This window comes from Streptomyces curacoi (genome assembly GCF_001513975.1).
GTDB classification, from domain to species: domain Bacteria; phylum Actinomycetota; class Actinomycetes; order Streptomycetales; family Streptomycetaceae; genus Streptomyces; species Streptomyces curacoi.
Genome location: NZ_KQ947986.1, coordinates 865,083 through 882,306, shown reverse-complemented (window position 1 = coordinate 882,306; position 17,224 = coordinate 865,083). Strand labels below are relative to the sequence as shown.

Below are 17,224 nucleotides of genomic sequence, written 5' to 3'. Positions count from 1 at the left end.
CATGCACACCAGGAAAGCGACCGAGGCCGATCTCTGGCTGCGCCCGTGCGGCGAGGCCGTCCCCCGGCCCCGTCGACGGCTCGTGTGTCTGCCCCACGCCGGCGGTACCGCGAACACCTACGGTTCCTGGCCGGCACTGCTGCCGCCGGACGTCGGCGTGTACGCGGTGCAGTATCCCGGGCGCCAGGACCGCTACGGCGAGCCCCCGGCGGACGGCATCGAGAAGATGGCCGACGAGATCGCGTCGGCCCTCGAGCCGTTCACCGACGACCCCCTGACGGTCTTCGGCCACAGCATGGGCGCCTATGTCGCCTACGAGGTCGCCGCGGAACTGGAGCGCCGGCACGGCCCGGTCGTGGATCTTCTCGTGGTCTCGGGCGTGATCGCGCCCCACCGCAAGCAGCCGGGCGAGGTGCACCGGCTGCCGGACCCCGAGTTCGCCGCCGAGGTCGCCCGGGACAACGAGTCGTTCGCGGACCTGTTGGCCAGCCCGGACCTGGTCGAGGTACTGCTGCCCATGATCCGCGATGACTACCGGCTGTTCGAGATCTACCAGCCCGGCGACCCGCCCGCGGTGCGCGCGCCGGTGCTCGCGACGGGCGGCGTGGCAGACCCGGACGTCGACCACGCCGGGCTGGCGTCGTGGGGCGAGCTGACCACCGGCGGATTCGATGTGCGCACGTTCCCCGGCGGTCACTTCTACCTGGTCGAGGACGAGGCCGCGCTCGTCCGCCGCGTCGCCGAGCGGATGGCTTCCACGTGACCGGCCGTCGCACGGCGCGGACCTGAGACGAAGGGGGAGTGGAGTGTCGCGAACAGCAACCGGGCGGACTCCCGCGTCGGGCGGCGCGGTCCGGTCTCGGCACTACCTGATGTGCCGGCCCGCCCATTTCACGGTGAACTACTCGATCAACCCGTGGATGGACCCGCTCGTGCCGACGAGCACGGAGACCGGCCTGGCGCAGTGGAAGCGACTGCACGACGTGCTGGCGGAACTCGGCCACGACATCGAGCTGATACCGCCGGATCCTGGACTTCCCGACATGGTGTTCACGGCGAATGGGGCGGTAGTCGTGGACGGCAAAGTCCTGGTCGCCCGGTTCCGGCACCCGCAGCGGTCAGGTGAGTCCGAGGCGTACGCCCAGTGGTTCCGGGCGCGCGGCTGGACCGAGGTCCGGCAGGCGACCCGGATCAACGAAGGCGAGGGGGACTTCCTGCTCGCCGGGGAACTGCTGCTGGCCGGATCGGGGTTCCGCAGCGAGCCGGCCGCGGTGGCGGAGGCCGGTGAGTTCCTCGGACGGCCCGTGCTCGGCCTCACGCTGGTCGACCCCCGCTTCTACCACTTGGACACGGCGCTCGCCGTGCTCGACGACGAGCAGATCATGTACTACCCGGGGGCCTTCAGCCGGCAGAGCCGCACGGCGCTCGCCGAACGGTTCCCGGACGCCATCCTGGCCACCGAACAGGACGCGGCGGTCTTCGGCCTGAACGCGGTGTCCGACGGCCGGCACGTGGTGCTCGCCCAGGCGACCCGGCGGCTGCCGGGACAGCTGCGCGAGCGGGGGTTCGAGCCGATCGGGGTGGACCTGTCCGAACTGCTCAAGGCCGGCGGCGGGGTGAAGTGCTGCACCCTGGAGCTGCGGCCCGCCGAGCCGCCGCCGACGCAGCGGGCGGGCGGATGAGCGACCGCCCCGGTCCGGATCGGTGCGCCGGACCGGACGACGAGGTGGTGCGCCTCCCGGTCGCGGCGCTGGTGATCGAGGGCTCCCCGCGCGCGGAGGGCGAGGACGAGGAGCATGTGCGGTCCCTGGTCGCCGCGGAGCAGGAACTGCCGCCGATCATCGTGCACGAGACGACGATGCGGGTGATCGACGGGGCCCACCGGGTGCGTGCCGCACGGCTGCGCGGGAGCGAACACATCACGGCACGCTATTTCCGCGGCAGCGCTGAGGATGCCTTCGTCCTGGCTGTCCGCGCGAATGTCGGACACGGACTTCCGCTTTCCCTCAAGGACAGGATTTCGGCCGCCGAACGCATTGTCACGACACACCCGCAATGGGCGGACCGGATGATCGCGTCGGCCGCCGGTATTTCTGCCCGCACCGTCGCGGAAATACGTCGGAGAAAGTCCGTCGACGAATCCTCCGGGACCCGCATCGGACAGGACGGCCGCGCCCGGCCGGTCGACGCGGCACGGCGCCGCAGCCTCGCGACCGCGCTGCTGACCGAGAACCCGGACCTGTCGCTGCGGCAGGTCGCCCAGGTCGCGGGGATATCGCCGGAGACCGTGCGCGCGGTCCGCAACCGCCTGCTCTACGGCAGGCGACCAGTGCCGGACCGCACTCCGAAACCGCCGGTGCGGCACGAGGTACCGCCGCCCGCGGACCAGGACGAGGTGCTGCGGCGCCTGACCGCGGACCCCGCGGTCCGGCAGACCGACACCGGCCGGGTCCTGCTGCGCATCCTGCGCCTGCAGTCGCTCGGCGATGAGGAGTGGCAGAAGATCGTCGACCATGTGCCGGCCCACTGCGCGCACCTGGTCGAGCAGGCGGCACGCGAATCAGCACGTATGTGGAATGACGTCGCCGCACGCATTGCGCAAAAGTCGTCATTGACCGATTGAGCGCGCGCCGTCCAAGTGCGAAAAACCGGCGGTTGGACACCCCGCACGAGCTTCTGTGTACCGCCCCCGGTCGCTAGCATCTGATTATTCGCGATTCTCGACCGCCCCTTGGATATCGGTCGCTCATTCGTCGCTCTCCCGCCACACGAACGGAACTCGTGATGCCGGCTGACTGCCTCCACGCAATTTTCTCCGAACATGCCCGGGCGGCACCCGGCCGGGTCGCCCTGTCCACCCCGGCAGGACCGGTCTCCTACGGCGACCTCGACGCACGCAGCGACCGGCTGGCCGAACGGCTCGCCCGCCTCGGTGTGCGGCCGGGCGTCCTGGTCGGGCTGTGCGCGCGCCGGAGCACGGAAGCCATCGTCGGCATGCTGGGCATCCTCAAGGCGGGCGGGGCGTACGTGCCGATCGACCCCGGCTATCCGGCGGCGCGCATCGACTATCTGCTCGCCGACAGCGCGGTGCCCGTCGTGGTGGCCGCGCGGGACACCACCGACGTGCTCAGCGGGCGCCACCCCGCCATCGTGTGGGTCGAGGGTGACGACGTATGCGCCGACTTCGGACCGACCGCCCCCGACGGCGTCCTCGCCGAGCGCGCGGCGACCGCGTCGGCGGGGGAGCGGACGGAGCCCTCGGGGGCCGACCTGGCGTACGTCATCTACACCTCAGGATCCACCGGAGCGCCGAAGGGCGTGACCGTCACTCACCACAACGTCCTGCGCCTGTTCGAGCAGACCCGGCCCTGGTTCCGCTTCGACCACCGCGACACCTGGTCGCTGTTCCACTCCATCAGCTTCGACTTCTCGGTATGGGAGATCTGGGGCGCCCTGCTGCACGGCGGCCGGCTGGTACTGCTGCCGGAGACCGTCTCCCGGTCGCCCGCACACCTGGTCGCACTGCTGCGGGCCGAGAAGGTGACCGTGCTGAACCAGACGCCGTCTGCCTTCCACCAGTTGCTCGGCGTGCTGTTCTCCGGCCGGGACGGCGCGCCGGATACCGCCGGTCTCGCCCTGCGTCTGGTCGTCTTCGGCGGCGAGCGCCTGGACCCGCGGATGCTCGCGCCGTGGATCGACCGGCACGGCGACCGCACGCCCGAACTGGTGAACATGTACGGCATCACCGAGACCACCGTGCACTGCACATACCGCCGGATCACCGCGGCCGACGTGACCGGCGGCACCGGAGCCAGCCCGATCGGCGTGCCGCTGCCCGACCTTCGCGTGTACGTCCTCGACGAGCACGGCACACCGCAACCGGACGGTGTGGCGGGGGAGATGTACGTCGCCGGAGCAGGGCTCGCCCGCGGCTACCTCAACCGGCCCGAACTCACCGCCGAACGGTTCGTACCGTCGGCGAGCGGGGTCGACGAGGACCGGCTCTATCGCACGGGCGACCGGGCGATGCGGCTGCCCGACGGCGAACTGGTCTATCTCGGCCGGATGGACGACCAGTTGAAGATACGCGGGTACCGGATCGAACCCGGTGAGATCGAGGAATGCCTGGTCCGCCTGCCGGACATCGCACGGGCCGTCGCCGCGCCCCGCGACTTCGGGGACGGTGACGTCCGGCTGGTCGCCTACCTGCTGCCGGTACGTCCGGTCGACCCCGCCGGACCGGAGGCGGCCCGGCTGACCGCCGCGGCGGAACGGCACGCCAGGAGCCAACTGCCCAGACATCTGAGGCCGTCCCGCTACGACGTCGTCTCGGAGTTCCCCATGACCCTGCAAGGAAAGGTGAACCGCGATGCCCTCGGCAAATAAGTCCAGCCATGGAGAGGAGCCGACGTCATGACCGTGTCGCCCGATGTGTCCGCGACCGGAATCCGCCGGTCGGTGGAGGAGATCGTCAGCACGGTGCTGGAACGGGACGGCGTCGACCCCGCCGTCGACCTGTTCGACCAGGGCGTGACGTCGCTGGCGTTCATCCGGATCGTCGCCCAGCTCAACGAGAAGTACGCCATCACACTCGACGTCGCCGAACTGGAGGAAGCCAGCATCGACGCGCTGGCCGCGCTCGTCGACACGCAGACCGCCGGGAAAGACCACTGACGCAGGAAAGGCCTTCACGATGACGAACGCGGTGCAGCAGACGTTCACACCGACCCCGGAGGAGGTCGCCCGGTTCCACGAGCTGGGCTACCTGGGCCCGTTCAAGGTGTACGAGGAGGAGGAGATGCGGCGGCTGTGGCGCCGCGAGCGGCTGCGGCTGATGGACCGCAGTGGCGCGGTCTACGACGAGGGCGACGCGCAGGCGGGCAACACCAACATCGCCAACTACGACCGCCACCTGGACTCCACGTTCCTGGCCGACCACATATGCCGGCCGGAGATCGTCGACCGGGTGACCGCGGTGCTGGGGCCGAACGTGCTGTGCTGGCGCTCGGAGTTCTTCCCCAAGTACCCGGGCGACGAGGGCACCGACTGGCACCAGGCCGACACCTTCGCCTTCGCCTCGGGCAAGCCGCAGATCGTGTGGCCCGAGTCGGAGAAGGACTTCGGCGGCACCATCACGGTGTGGACCGCCTTCACCGAAGCCGCCGAGGACACGGGCTGCCTGCAGTTCATCCCCGGCACCCAGCGCACCATGTACTACGACGAGTCGAAGGAGATGCACTACCAGCCCGACAAGATCAACCAGCAGGACAAGGAGGGCGTCACCCGCGGCTTCTACGGCTACGACTACCGACAGCTGCAGAAGGACCCCGACTGGAGTCCCCCGCAGGAGCGGGCCGTCTCCATGGTGATGCGTCCCGGCGAGGCGGTGATGTTCTGGTCCACGATGATGCACGCCTCCAAGCCGCACTCCGCGCCGGACAAGGAGATGAGGCTCGGCTTCGCCGGCCGCTATGTGCCGACCTCCGTGGCGGTGTACCCGGACACCGACGAAGTCGACGAGTACGGCGGCCGGGTGAGCCTCAGTGAGTACGGCACGGTCCTGGTCGCGGGCACCGACACCTACGACCACAACCGGCGGGTCACCCGCACCACCAAGGGACACGAGTTCCCCAAGCGGTGACGTCGTAGGACCGAAGGAGGCGAACGCATGCTGGGACCGGAAACGAGAGCGGCGGTGGCCCGCCTGGCCACGGCCGTGCTGTCGGTGAAACCGCTCGTCGAGGGGATCGCCGCCCCGGTGCGGGTGGTTCCGGTCGCCCGCACCGCGGTCGCGTCCCCCGTCGACCGGTCCCCCGGCCAGTGGCGTGCGCTGCGCGCGCTGCTGGACCGGGTCGCCCGCCGGGCCGGGGTCGACGGACTCCTGCTGTCCGGCGGGGAGGGCTTCGACGACCTGCGGGTCTTCGAACGTGTGGTGAGCGAACGGCTGGCGCTCGCGGACGTGCTGGACTCCGTGGGCGTGGTACCGGTGGACCGGCTCGGCGAGGTGGACCGGGTGGTCACCGACGCCCTGGCGGACACGTTCGAGGCCTACTGCCGCAAGGAGACCGTCACATCGCCGGACGGCGTGCCGCTGAACGTGTACGCGGCGGGCGAGGGCGAGGAGACGGTGGTCCTGGTCCCCGCCTGCGGTATGCCGGCCGCTCTCGCGGAGAACTGGGTGCGCTTCTTCACCCGTGACCGCCGCGTGCTGACCTGGGAGAGCCGCGGTCTGTTCGGCGCTGCCGGGCACAGCGCGGAGCACGACACGGACATCCACGCCCAGGCGGCCGATCTGTTCGCGGTCATGGACCACCACGACGTGCGCGACGCGCACGTGATCGGGTTGTGCGGGGGCGCGGCGATCGCGCTGGTCGCCGCGGCCGGACAGCCGTCGAGGATGCGTTCGCTCAGCCTGTGGCACGGCGCCTACGGGTTCGCGGAGGACTACCCGAAGACATCGCACCAGCAGGGGCTGATCGAACTGATGACCGCCGCGGCGCGCAGCCGGTCCGCCGCCCAGGCCGTGCACGCCGCGTTCTGCCAGGCGATCCTCACCAGCACGCCCGCCGACGTGGCACATCTCGTGCTGTACCCCTACGCCAGCCCGGAACTGCTCTACCGCTACTGCCGGCTCAACCTCGGCATCACCGGCGCCCCCGTGGAGCCCTACCTCGCCAGGGTCGAGCCGCCCACCCTGGTCGTCACCAGTCGCGACGACGACATCGCCCACCCGGTCGGCTCCCAGCGGGTGGCCGACGGCCTTCCCCACGGGCAGCTCAGGGTGGAACCGCACGGCGACCACATCTCCCTGTTCACCGCGGACGACTCCCTGCTGCGGGTGGCCGAGGACTTCATGGCACGGCACCCTCGCCCGGCGCCCATCTGAGGGGGTCGGTACGGCCATCGCTGCCGGACTGGCCCGCGCCGGGGCTCGGGCGTGCGTCAACGGCCGCAGCCGCATGTCCAAGAGGGCGCTGCTCGCGGTGAGCCGGGGCTTCGCCAAGCAGGCGGCTGCGAACTCGTGGACCGCGACTTTCCCTGGGACGAGGCCCACGTCCACCTCAGCTCCGGCCAAGCCCCGGCCACCACCGGTGGCGCGCCGCGCGTGGACGGCGGGTACGTCGACCCCATCCTGCCGTGACCGGACGACAAGAACTGGACTCACCCAGGGCGACTCCGCGCGCTCTCACAGAGCCCGGAGCCGTACGGCCGCCCTGCGGGGGTGAGCAGGCACGAACCGGGTACCCGTCTGTGCTGTCTGGAGGCTGTGCTGTGGAACTCACCGACTGGCTGCTGACCTCGGACGAACGCGGCAACAGCGCCACACGTCTGGACAGCCGTCGACCGGATCGGGCGGCCTGGTCGCACGGGAACCTGGTGCGCCCCCTCGTCCACGGCGCGACGTACTTCCCCGCGCTCCTCAGCGCGATCCGCGCGCAGCGCGCCGGGGACCTGCTCCTGTTCACCGACTGGCGGGGCGACCCCGACGAGCGCCTGGGCGGACCCGGCACTGAAATCGGCACCGTCCTGTGCGAGGCGGCCGCGCGCGGTGTGATCGTCAAAGGACTCGTCTGGCGCTCCCACCTGGACCGGTTCCAGTTCAGTGAGGCCGAGAACCGCCACCTCGGCGAGGAGGTCGAAGCGGCGGGCGGCGAGTGCCTGCTCGACATGCGCGTACGCCCCGGCGGCTCGCATCACCAGAAACTCGTCGTCCTGCGGCATCCCGGCCGCCCGGAACTCGACACAGCGTTCGTCGGCGGGATCGACCTGTGTCACAACCGCCATGACGACGCGGCGCACAACGGCGATCCGCAGTCACTGCCCATCGCCGCCGCATACGGACCGCACCCGCCGTGGCACGACATCCAGCTCGCGATACGCGGACCGGCCGTCGGCGACATCGAGGCCGGTTTCCGCGAACGCTGGGACGACCCCGCGCCGCTCACCCGCAGCCCACTGGTCCGCCTGCGGGAACTCGCCCACCGCGAGGACACACGCGCCGACCCGCTGCCGCCCCAGGCACCCGACCCCTCGCCCTGCGGTTCACACATCGTGCAGGCCCTGCGCACGTACCCCAACCGGCTGCTGCGCGGCTACGACTTCGCCCCCGACGGCGAGCGCAGTATCGCGCGCGGCTACCGCAAGGCACTGCGGCGGGCCCGGACCCTGATCTACCTGGAGGACCAGTACCTGTGGTCTCCGCACGTGGTGGAATGCTTCGCCGAGGCGCTGACCGCCCACCCCGGCCTGCGCCTGATCGCGGTCATCCCCTCCGTCCCCGAACAGGACGGTCGGCTCACCCGGCCGATGAACCTGATCGGCCGGGTCACCGCCCTGGACGGGCTGCGCCGGGCCGGCGGCGGGCGCGTCGCGGTGTACGGGCTGGAGAACCACGCCGGGACACCGGTGTACGTACACGCCAAGGTGTGCGTGATCGACGACGTGTGGGCCTCGGTCGGATCGGACAACATCAACCTCCGCTCCTGGACCCACGATTCCGAACTCACCTGCGCCGTCCTGGACGAGACCCCAGACCCACGCGAGCCCCGCGACCCCGGCGGTCTCGGTGACGGCGCGCGCGGCTTCGCCAGGGAACTGCGCCTGGAACTCTCGCGGGAGCACCTGGACCAGGAAGCGCCCCGGACCCAGCACGCGCCGGACCCGCTGTGTGACCCCCTGAACGCCTTCGACGCCTTCGCGGCGAGCGCCACCGCACTGGACGCCTGGCACGACGAGGGCCGCCGCGGCCCCAGACCCCCCGGGCGCTTGCGCACCTACCGCCCGCCGAGCCTCTCGCGTACGGCGAAGACGCTCGGCACGCCTCTGCACCGCCTCCTCGTCGACCCCGACGGCCGCCCTTTCAGCCTGCGGCGCCGCAACGACTACTGAGGCGGCATGGGGTTCATCGGGCAGGCGTTGTTGCGGCCCAGCGGCGGCGCCGCACCCCGCCGACGGCCAGGCGCGGCGCCACCAGCCTTCTGTTGCGGCCTGCCGCCGTGCTGGGCCCTGTCTCTCTCAGCCGACCTGACCCGAACGACAGGCCCTAGGTGGATGCGTTCCGCTCCTCGTGGTGTGTGGACGCTTCCGCGACCTTCTTGAGAGCCGACGTCGTGACAGGGTCGCCGACCTTGGCGGGCTGATCGTGCCTGGCGTTCCCCGCGCGGTCGTGCTGGAAGGGGGAAGGGGCCAGCCTGTCGCCGGGACCCTGACCCTCCGGGAGCGCGTCCGCGGTTCCCGTGGGAACAGCGCCGGAGCCGGCCGCATCGGGCTGCCTGCCGTCCTGAGCTGTGTCGTCCTTCGCCGCCGCGTCGCCCTGGGCCGTCTCTCCCTGCGCGCCTTGGTGGCGGTGCGGCTGGGTGAGCCACGCGACGGCCACGCCGGTGAGAGCCACCGGCCATTCCACCACGCCCGCCACGCCGAGCACCCCGGCCCCGGTGTAGACCGCCATCCGGCGGCCACGGGGCGAGACCGCTCCGATCCGGTCCAGCGCACTGTCGGCGACCTTGGTCACCTGCCCGGCTCCGGGCAAGCGGCGAAGCCCGGCACCGATGGTCCGCAACGGCTGAGGAAGATCCGACGTACTCGTCTTGACCTGGCTCATATCGAACTCCTCCGCGCGTCATCAACGGTTTTCAGCTCGAGTTTCCCTTGCCCGCCTATATATGCGATTTTCGCTACTTATGGGCGTTCAGGCGACCTGCTCGTGTACTTCAAGGGCGCCGACCTGATCACCATGACCGACGGGCTGATCGCGCAGCACCGTCCGCCGCTCGCCCACGGCAACGACCCGGCACCGGGCGAGGCGCCGGTCCGCGACCGCCCCGTGTTCACCCCGCCGGTAGCAGCACTCCGGGATTGAGGACGCCGGCCGGATCGAGGGCGTACTTGGCGGCGGTGAGTGCGGCGGAGAAGGGGGCGGGGCGCTGGCGGTCGTACCAGGGCCGGTGGTCGCGGCCGACCGCATGGTGATGGGTGATCGTGCCGCCGCACCCCGTGATCGCCTCGGACACCGCGGCTGGGCAAGGCAGGGACCAAGGGCGTCTCCCGCGCCGATCGGGAACGGCAGATCATCGACGTGGCCATGGAGGAGTTCGGCAGACACGGCTGCGCGGGCGTGTCCGTCGCCGCCGTCGCCCGGCGCGCGCGGAACTCCAAGCCGCTGATCTACAGCTACTTCGGGCTACTTCGGCTCCAAGGACGGCCTGTACCTCGCCTGCGTCCACCATGTCGGCGCCCTCCTGGTGGACTCGGTGGCCGCCGCCCGGTCGCGTAGCGGATCGACCGGTCACGCCATCGACACCCTCGCGGCGAATCTTCGCCGCGGTCGAGCGCTGCCGATACGCCTGGTCCGTCCTCTACGACCCGGCTCTGCCGCCGGCCGGGGAGACGCGGGACGCCGTCAACCTCTACCGCGGCCGGCTCGCCGCCATGGGTGCCGCCGGCGCCGCGCAACTGCTCATCCACGCCGTCCGGCCGGCGGGCGATCGCAGGTGTCTCCGCTCGCGTCAGGTGTGACCTGACGCGAGCGGAGCGCGCTGCGATATTGCGGGCTACCGGAGAGTAGCGACAATCAACACGGCTACGTTTTCGCCATTTGATTTGTAGGCGTAAACCGTTGCTCTGGCACCCATCATCATGGGGCCGTAATACCAGGTCCCCTTGGTGAGGTCGAACCGCACCACTTCGCCGGACACCGAGAGCTCAAGGTAATCGTCTTTGAATGCCTTGATCGTCCCCTGGCAGGCAAACAACTGCCGAGCGGTCTGGGCCTGTGTGCTCACGGCACTGGCTGTTGCTGTCCGCGTCGGCTCAGCCGCCTGCCCGGGAGCGGCCGCGGCGACACCCAGAATGCCCACCAAGCCGGCAGAGACCAACGCCCGCCTGACGGAATTCATGCGCTTGGCCATGTCCCCTCCTTACCAGGTCGCGATGACCTTGGCGACGTAGCCGCCATTGACAACCGATGCGGTGATGCTGGCGTGCGCGCCAACTGCCAGGTGGCCGACCCAGCGTGCGCTGTCGGTGATGCTGACCTTCACGACTGTGCCGTTCGTCGCGACGGTGATGGAGCCGTTGTCAACGGCCGTGATCCGCCCGAGGAAGTGCACGGTCGTCTGTTCGCCGGCGCTGATTCGCGTGGAAAGCTCTGATGGAGCCGCCTGGGCCTGAGAAGTCGCAGCGACACCCAGTGCGGCGAGAAGTCCGACGGCCGCTGCCGCTGGCCTGATAAACTTCTTGGACTTGAGCATTTTCTCTCCTTGCTGTCATGCAGCAGAAAGTTCCTGGACGGTGCCTCGCCGGACCTGGCTCTGTCACGGCTGCGAGAGGAGAGTATGTTCCGGCCCGTTGGCATGGGGATTTCCTTTCATTCTCCTTTCAAGGTTTCGTGACTACGGCCTGCCGGATAGGGGTCGCCTCCCTGAGGAGGCCGGGATTTCTCTCACCTTCGCCGGAGAGCCGGGTGTCGCATCATGAAGATCTCGGAACTCAGTCGCCGCAGCGGCGTGTCCATCCCCACGATCAAGTACTACCTCCGGGACGGTTTGCTGCCCCACGGGCAGGCCACGGCCACCAACCAGGCGGGATCGTGATCGACGCCCGGCCGGCCACTCGGCATCAGAAACAGGCGCGGCAGGAACAAGCTGCCGGACAGGGCGAGGCTCCCGGCGTCGCCGACGCACGCAGGCTGATCGCCGAAATGGGCTGGGCGGTTTCCCCCAGCACCACCGCCGTTCAGACCCTCGCCGAGGTCCTGGACGCCCTGTCGGCCATGGACTCGGACATCAACTGGCAGTCCCTGCTGCCCTACGCGCAGCTGACAGACCGCATCTCGGAGCTGGACATCCAACTGATGAACGGCCTGTCCGGCCTGCTGGAGCCGGCCGAACGCGCCGTTCTGGTCTGCGTCCTCCTGGAACCGGCCCTGCTCGCCCTCCGCCGCCTCGCCCAAGAGGACAAGTCGGCCCGCCTGTTCAGCGGCAGCCGGGACGAAGGTGGGGAAAACCGACTGGAGTCGGGACGGTCGCACAGGAGCTCTGCTGCCGCGTCCGCCCCGGACGAGAACGCGGCCTCATAGGAGGCCGATCAGGTCTGGGCCCAGCCGCTGCGCGCGCTCGCGCAGCGACCGGCCCCGCCGGGTGGGTCAGCGGGCGATGAACGGCTCGGTCAGGTGCGGGGTCGCGAGGTGGAGGGTGCCGGCGGCCCGGCTGTGCAGTACCTGTTCCCTTGAGGTCCTTGCCTGCTCAGGGTCCATCTCGTGGGCGTAGGCGAGTTCGGGGTGGAGCAGTTGGATCGCGTGCACGAGCAGGTCACCGGTGACGGCGACCAGTTCGCGCCCGGACGCGACGAGCACGCTCTGGTGCCCGGGCGTGTGCCCTGGCGTGGCGAGGACGCGCTCGCCGCTGCGCAGCGGGGTGTCGCCGTGGAGCAGCCGTAGCTGATCGGTCTTCAGGAGTGGGTCGATCACAGCGGACCGCAGTTGCGGGTTGATGTCCTCGATCGCGTCGAGTTCGGCCTGCTGCAGCAGGTATTCGGCGTTCGGGAAGAACGGCCGCTTCTGCTCGCCGCCGACGACGGCCCAGCCCACGTGGTCCGTGTGCAGGTGTGTGAGCACCACGGTGTCCACTTCGGATGGTTCGATACCCGCGGCGGCCAGCGAAGCCGGGAGTACCCCGGGCACGGGCGCCCATGAGGCCGCCGGGCTGTCGGCCGGGCCGATCCCCGCGTCGACCAGCGTCACGCCCTGGTCGCTGCGGATCGCGAACGCGCGGAACTGGAGTTGCCAGCGCCCGTCGGCGTCGAGCGCGCCGGGATCGAGCTGGTCGGCCGCCGCCCACTGCTCGGTGGTGGCGCCGGGGAACGCCTCCGACCTGGCGGAGAAGAAGGGGCCCGCGCCGTCGGCGAGCGCGATGACGGTATACGGGCCGATCTGAAGGGAAGGGGGCATCGCGCAGATAATGCCACCGGTGGGCCGCTCACGACCAGGCGCGTACTCCACGACGGCGCACTTCAACGGATGCTATCTGCATGGTGTTGAGATGGTATGGGGGGTTTTGGGGGTATTCTCTCTCATTCCCGTCCGGAGGCAGACTGCGGTACAGGTAGCCCTTGCGTTCCGGGTGCGGCTCCATCCATGAGGAGGCCCCATCGTGGTGCGCCATTTCGCCCGGGGACTGGCAGCCAACCTGATGCTGGTCGTGATCGCCGGTGCCGTCACCTACGTCCTGGCGGCGCTGACTCTGGACCCGCGATCGAACTACGTGAACCGCAATCCGCCTCCGTCGCCCGCCGAGATCACGGCGACGCTCGACGCCTACAACCTCAACCCGGACACCCCCGTCGTCTCCCGGTTCCTGCGCTGGGCGGGGGACGTCCTGACGGGTGACCTGGGCAGGACGGTGGCGGGCGAAGAGGTGACCGAGGAGTTCGGCCGCCGCGCCTTGACCAGTACCCGGCTCCTGTTGCTGGCCACCGTCGTGGGCTCGGTCGGCGGGGTCCTGCTCGGATCGTGGAACGCTGTACGACACGAGCGCTGGACGGACCGCGTGGCCACCCTGCTCTCCTTCGCCGTCCTGGCCACGCCGGTGTTCGTCACCGCCGTCGCCCTGCAACTCTGGGCGAGAAACCTCAACGAGGCGATCGGCAGCACCGTCTTCGAGTACACCGGCGAGTACTCGCCCGGGGCAACTGGCACATGGGACAGACTGCTCAGCAGGGCACAACACCTCGTCCTGCCGAGTATCGCGCTGGTCGCGTTCCAGGCGGCCCTCTTCGGCCTCTACCAACGCAACACGATGCTCGACGTGCTGCACAGCGACTTCGTGCGCACTGCCCGCGCCAAGGGCCTGCCCCGGCGGACTGCTCTGCTGCGGCACGGTCTGCGGGTGGCCGTCCTTCCCCTCCTGCCGCTCCTGGCCTACAACGCGGTGCTCATGTTCACGGGCACCGCCTTCGTCGAGAAAATCTTCGGATGGCACGGCATGGGCGAGTGGCTCGTGGACTCCGTCCTCACCGACGACGTGAATGTCGTCGCGGCCGTTGGACTCTTCACCGCTGCTCTCGTCCTCGTGGCCGGGCTCCTCGCGGATGTGCTGCACGTCGTACTCGACCCGAGGAGCAGGGCCTCATGAGCACCGTCCCCGATCCGGGGGCCCTGTTGTCGCCCGCCGGTGACGGGCTGGCGGCCGACGGATCCGGCCAGAGGACGGCGAGGCGCGGCAAGGTCGTGCTGATGCGCCTGCGGCGCAACCCTTGGGCGGTAGCCGGCTTCGCGGTACTGGCGTTTCTCACCCTCCTGGCCAACGCCGGACCTCTGCTCTACCCCTGGGACCACACCGACCTCGACTACACCGCCTTGCAGCAACCGCCCGGCGGCACCCACTGGTTCGGCACCGACGCTGCGGGAGCGGACCTCTTCGCCGTGACGATGCGCGGACTGCAGAAGTCGCTTCTCGTCGGACTGCTCACCGCGCTCGCCTGTACGACGGTCGCCACCGTCGTCGGCACCGTGGCCGGCTACGCGGGAGGCTGGACGGACCGCGTGGCGCTCGCCCTTATCGGCCTCTTCCTCGTGCTGCCCGGATTCCTCCTGGTGGCGGTCATGTCGACCCTGGTCGACGAAACGACCTGGCTGCTCCTCGTCGTGCTGCTTGCGGCACTCAGCTGGATGATCACCGGCCGGGCAGTGCGCAATACCACCCGTTCACTCAAGCAGCACGACTTCGTACGCGCGGCCGTCTGCCTGGGCGTGCCGGGGCACACCGTTGTCCGCCGCCACGTGGTCCCGGCCCTGGCCTCGTTCCTCATCATCGACGCGACGTTGCAGGTCGGGTCGGCCGTCATCGCGGAAGCAGGGCTCGCGTACTTCGGCTTCGGGTTCCAGCCCCCCGACGTCTCACTCGGCGGGGTGATCGCCTCCGGTACGCCGTACGCGACGGTTTACCCGTGGCTCTTCTACTTCCCGGCCGGCTGCTTGCTGTCGCTGTGCCTGTCCCTGTTCCTGATCGGGGACGGGCTACGCGCCGCACTCGATCCGGCCTCTGCGCGCAACCGTCCTGGCCGGACAAGGAGAGCCTCGCGCGCTGCCGTCGCCGCAGACGTGCCCCGCACGGCGCTGCAGCCGGCCTCCGGCGCGCCGCCGGCACTGGCGGTCCGCGATCTCCGCGTGTCCCTGCCGGGCGAGGGCGGCACGGTTCACGCGGTGAGGGGCATCTCCTACGAGGTGCTGCCCGGCGAGGTGGTTGCCATTGTCGGTGAGTCCGGGGCGGGCAAGTCGGTTTCCGCCGCCGCGATTATGGGGCTGCTCCCCGAGACTGCCGAGGTCGCAGGTTCGGTGCGGTTGGCCGGAAGGGAACTCATCGGCCTCGAAGAGAGCCACCTGTGCCGGGTGCGTGGCGACGCCCTGTCCATGGTCTTCCAGCATTCGCTGACCTCACTGACCCCTGTCTACTCCGTCGGGTACCAGATCACAGAGGCACTTCGGGCCCACCGGCGCCTCGACAGGGCCACCGCCCGGCAGCGTGCCGTCGAACTGCTGACCGCCGTGGGCATCCCCGAACCCACCCGCACGATTCACGCCTTCCCGCACGAATGCTCCGGCGGAATGCGGCAACGGGTCGCCATCGCCATGGCCATCGCGAACGACCCGAAGGTGATCATCGCCGACGAACCCACTACAGCCCTGGACGTGACCACTCAGGCCCAGATCCTGGACGTACTCAAGACGGCCCGGACCCTCACCGGCGCCGCTCTCGTCATCATCACGCACGACCTGGCCCTGGTCGCAGGCGTCGCGGACCGCGTCCATGTGATGTACGCAGGCCGATTCGTCGAAGAAGGGCCGGTGGACGACGTCTTTGCTCGCCCCCGGATGCCCTACACGATCGGGCTCCTGGGTGCCGTGCCCCGCGCGGATCTCGACCAGAGCGCCTTGACACCCGTTGAAGGAACTCCGCCGAGCCCATTGCTCCTGCCCGACGGCTGTCCCTTCGTTCTCCGCTGCCCCCTGGCCGCCGACGTGTGCCGGGACGGTGAACCAGCCCTGCGGACGCGGGGCAACGTCACCCACCCGACGGCGTGTGTCCGCAGCGATGAATTCGAACGGGAGGACGGACTGGATCCGGCGCGGGTGTTTTCCGTTCCCCGGACCGGCCGGAGGACGGAGACCGAGCGCCGGAAGCGCGCCGAGCGGCCCGTGCTGCTGGAGGTCGACCACCTCGTTCGGCATTTTCCCGTGTACCGCGGCACCGTGCTGAGAAGGCGAGTCGGCACCGTCACGGCCGTCGACGACGTCAGCCTGGACGTCAGGGAGAAAGAAACGCTCGCCCTCGTCGGCGAATCAGGAAGCGGCAAGAGCACCCTGCTGAACGAGATCGCGGACCCCCGGAAGACATTGGACCCTGGTGCCGGACGAGTGCTGATCGCCGGCCGGGACATCCACCGCATCACCCACCGACAGCGCCGGCGACTGTGCCGAGACGTCCAACTGGTGCTCCAGGACCCTGTCGCCTCACTCGACCCCCGCCTGCCCATCGGGGACATCCTCGGTGAGCCGCTGCTCACACACGGCTGGCCGCGGGACCACATCGGCCTCAGAATCAGCGAACTCCTCGACCTCGTCGGCCTCGACGCCGCCCACGCCGACCGCTTCCCGCGAGAGCTCTCCGGCGGTCAGGCCCAGCGGGTCAACATCGCCAGGGCTCTGGCCCTCAAACCCCGCCTCCTGCTGCTCGACGAGCCGGTCTCGGCGCTTGACGTCTCTGTCCAGGCATCGGTGCTGAACCTGCTGCGAACACTCAAGGCCGAGCTGTCCCTCAGCTGCCTCCTGGTGACCCACGACCTCGCAGTTGCCCGGTATCTCGCCGACCGTGTCGCCGTCATGCATCTCGGACGCATCGTCGAACTTGCCCCCGCGACTTCGGTGTTCGCCCAGCCCAGCCACCCCTACACCCATGTCCTGCTCTCCGCCGCCCCGCTGCCCGAACCGCAGCGAGAACGCGCCAGACAGCACGTACCGCTGTTGGGCGAACCACTCGACCCCGCGGCCGTGCCGACGGGATGCCGGTTCCGCAGCCGATGCCCCCGCTACCTGGAGTTGTCCCCGGGCGAGCGGCGCCGGTGCGAGGACCAGGATCCGGACCTCCTGGGGGTGGCCGAGGACCATGCAGCGGCCTGTCACTTCGCGGGCCCGCCTCGGGGCAACGCCTGAGCCGCGCACCGCCGCCGT

The 17,224-nt window shown here is 70.0% G+C and carries 18 protein-coding genes and 2 pseudogenes; 15 read left to right on the top strand and 5 right to left on the bottom strand.

All coding sequences use genetic code 11. The features are described from left to right. Position 1 precedes the first annotated feature (1 nt). From AQI70_RS13560 to AQI70_RS13530, 9 genes and pseudogenes are all read left to right on the top strand, one after another. Positions 2–763, top strand: a complete 762-nt coding sequence (locus tag AQI70_RS13560; protein WP_062148175.1) for a thioesterase II family protein — start codon at positions 2–4, stop codon at positions 761–763. A gap of 43 nt (positions 764–806) precedes the next feature. Continuing rightward, entirely contained in the window at positions 807–1,682 is an 876-nt protein-coding gene (gene ddaH, locus AQI70_RS13555) for a dimethylargininase (RefSeq protein WP_341845951.1), read from the top strand. Beyond that, entirely contained in the window at positions 1,679–2,623 is a 945-nt protein-coding gene (locus AQI70_RS13550) for a ParB/RepB/Spo0J family partition protein (protein WP_062148171.1), read from the top strand. The genes ddaH and AQI70_RS13550 overlap by 4 nt, the downstream gene beginning before the upstream one ends. Positions 2,624–2,784: 161 nt before the next feature. Then, on the top strand, positions 2,785–4,386 hold the full coding sequence (locus AQI70_RS13545; protein ID WP_208607355.1) for an amino acid adenylation domain-containing protein: 1,602 nt from the start codon (positions 2,785–2,787) through the stop codon (positions 4,384–4,386). 27 nt (positions 4,387–4,413) lie between these two features. Next, the gene (locus AQI70_RS39790; protein ID WP_208607354.1) at positions 4,414–4,674 is read left to right on the top strand and encodes an acyl carrier protein; all 261 of its coding nucleotides are present in this window, start codon (positions 4,414–4,416) and stop codon (positions 4,672–4,674) included. A gap of 19 nt (positions 4,675–4,693) precedes the next feature. Next, positions 4,694–5,641: a chlorinating enzyme gene (locus AQI70_RS13540; protein WP_107116967.1), complete on the top strand. Its 948-nt coding sequence runs from the start codon at positions 4,694–4,696 to the stop codon at positions 5,639–5,641. A gap of 27 nt (positions 5,642–5,668) precedes the next feature. Then, entirely contained in the window at positions 5,669–6,886 is a 1,218-nt protein-coding gene (locus tag AQI70_RS13535; protein ID WP_062148169.1) for an alpha/beta fold hydrolase, read from the top strand. Beyond that, a pseudogene (locus AQI70_RS37355) lies at positions 6,882–7,141 on the top strand (hypothetical protein); the annotation flags it as partial. The gene AQI70_RS13535 and the pseudogene AQI70_RS37355, both read left to right, overlap by 5 nt. Before the next feature lie 131 nt (positions 7,142–7,272). Further along, positions 7,273–8,889: a phospholipase D family protein gene (locus AQI70_RS13530; protein ID WP_062148165.1), complete on the top strand. Its 1,617-nt coding sequence runs from the start codon at positions 7,273–7,275 to the stop codon at positions 8,887–8,889. Positions 8,890–9,043: 154 nt separating this feature from the next. Here AQI70_RS13530 and AQI70_RS39605 read toward each other — a convergent pair whose 3' ends face one another. Next, on the bottom strand, positions 9,044–9,601 hold the full coding sequence (locus tag AQI70_RS39605; RefSeq protein ID WP_062148162.1) for a hypothetical protein: 558 nt from the start codon (positions 9,599–9,601) through the stop codon (positions 9,044–9,046). A 102-nt stretch (positions 9,602–9,703) separates the two neighbouring features. Between AQI70_RS39605 and AQI70_RS39135 the strand changes: the two genes are divergently transcribed. Next, entirely contained in the window at positions 9,704–9,859 is a 156-nt protein-coding gene (locus AQI70_RS39135) for a hypothetical protein (protein ID WP_159042658.1), read from the top strand. On the opposite strand, the pseudogene AQI70_RS13520 reads toward AQI70_RS39135, so the two are convergent. Next, a pseudogene (locus AQI70_RS13520) lies at positions 9,828–10,016 on the bottom strand (FAD-linked oxidase C-terminal domain-containing protein); the annotation flags it as partial. The gene AQI70_RS39135 and the pseudogene AQI70_RS13520 overlap by 32 nt on opposite strands. 59 nt (positions 10,017–10,075) lie before the next feature. Between AQI70_RS13520 and AQI70_RS40900 the strand changes: the two are divergent. Further along, positions 10,076–10,273, top strand: a complete 198-nt coding sequence (locus AQI70_RS40900; RefSeq protein ID WP_079051276.1) for a helix-turn-helix domain-containing protein — start codon at positions 10,076–10,078, stop codon at positions 10,271–10,273. A gap of 277 nt (positions 10,274–10,550) precedes the next feature. Here the strand turns inward: AQI70_RS40900 and AQI70_RS13515 are convergent, their stop codons facing one another. Together AQI70_RS13515 and AQI70_RS39125 are read right to left on the bottom strand one after the other, a co-directional pair. Continuing rightward, entirely contained in the window at positions 10,551–10,907 is a 357-nt protein-coding gene (locus AQI70_RS13515; RefSeq protein ID WP_062148156.1) for a hypothetical protein, read from the bottom strand. Between the two features lie 9 nt (positions 10,908–10,916). Beyond that, positions 10,917–11,249 (bottom strand): hypothetical protein, encoded by a 333-nt coding sequence (locus AQI70_RS39125; protein ID WP_159042656.1) that lies wholly within the window; start codon positions 11,247–11,249, stop codon positions 10,917–10,919. Between the two features lie 222 nt (positions 11,250–11,471). Here AQI70_RS39125 and AQI70_RS37345 point away from each other — a divergent pair, with 222 nt between their 5' ends. Both AQI70_RS37345 and AQI70_RS13505 read left to right on the top strand, forming a co-directional pair. Continuing rightward, complete coding sequence (locus tag AQI70_RS37345) at positions 11,472–11,591, top strand: MerR family DNA-binding transcriptional regulator (RefSeq protein ID WP_079051275.1); 120 nt, start codon at positions 11,472–11,474, stop codon at positions 11,589–11,591. Further along, the gene (locus tag AQI70_RS13505) at positions 11,588–12,076 is read left to right on the top strand and encodes a hypothetical protein (protein WP_062148150.1); all 489 of its coding nucleotides are present in this window, start codon (positions 11,588–11,590) and stop codon (positions 12,074–12,076) included. The genes AQI70_RS37345 and AQI70_RS13505 overlap by 4 nt, the downstream gene beginning before the upstream one ends. A gap of 66 nt (positions 12,077–12,142) precedes the next feature. Here the strand turns inward: AQI70_RS13505 and AQI70_RS13500 are convergent, their stop codons facing one another. After that, positions 12,143–12,946: an MBL fold metallo-hydrolase gene (locus AQI70_RS13500; protein WP_062148147.1), complete on the bottom strand. Its 804-nt coding sequence runs from the start codon at positions 12,944–12,946 to the stop codon at positions 12,143–12,145. Between the two features lie 202 nt (positions 12,947–13,148). On the opposite strand from AQI70_RS13500, the gene AQI70_RS13495 reads away from it, so the two are divergent. Continuing rightward, positions 13,149–14,129: an ABC transporter permease gene (locus AQI70_RS13495; RefSeq protein WP_244181604.1), complete on the top strand. Its 981-nt coding sequence runs from the start codon at positions 13,149–13,151 to the stop codon at positions 14,127–14,129. Continuing rightward, positions 14,126–17,206, top strand: coding sequence for a dipeptide ABC transporter ATP-binding protein (locus AQI70_RS13490; RefSeq protein ID WP_208607353.1), 3,081 nt, complete (start codon positions 14,126–14,128; stop codon positions 17,204–17,206). The genes AQI70_RS13495 and AQI70_RS13490 overlap by 4 nt, the downstream gene beginning before the upstream one ends. Positions 17,207–17,224: the final 18 nt, after the last annotated feature.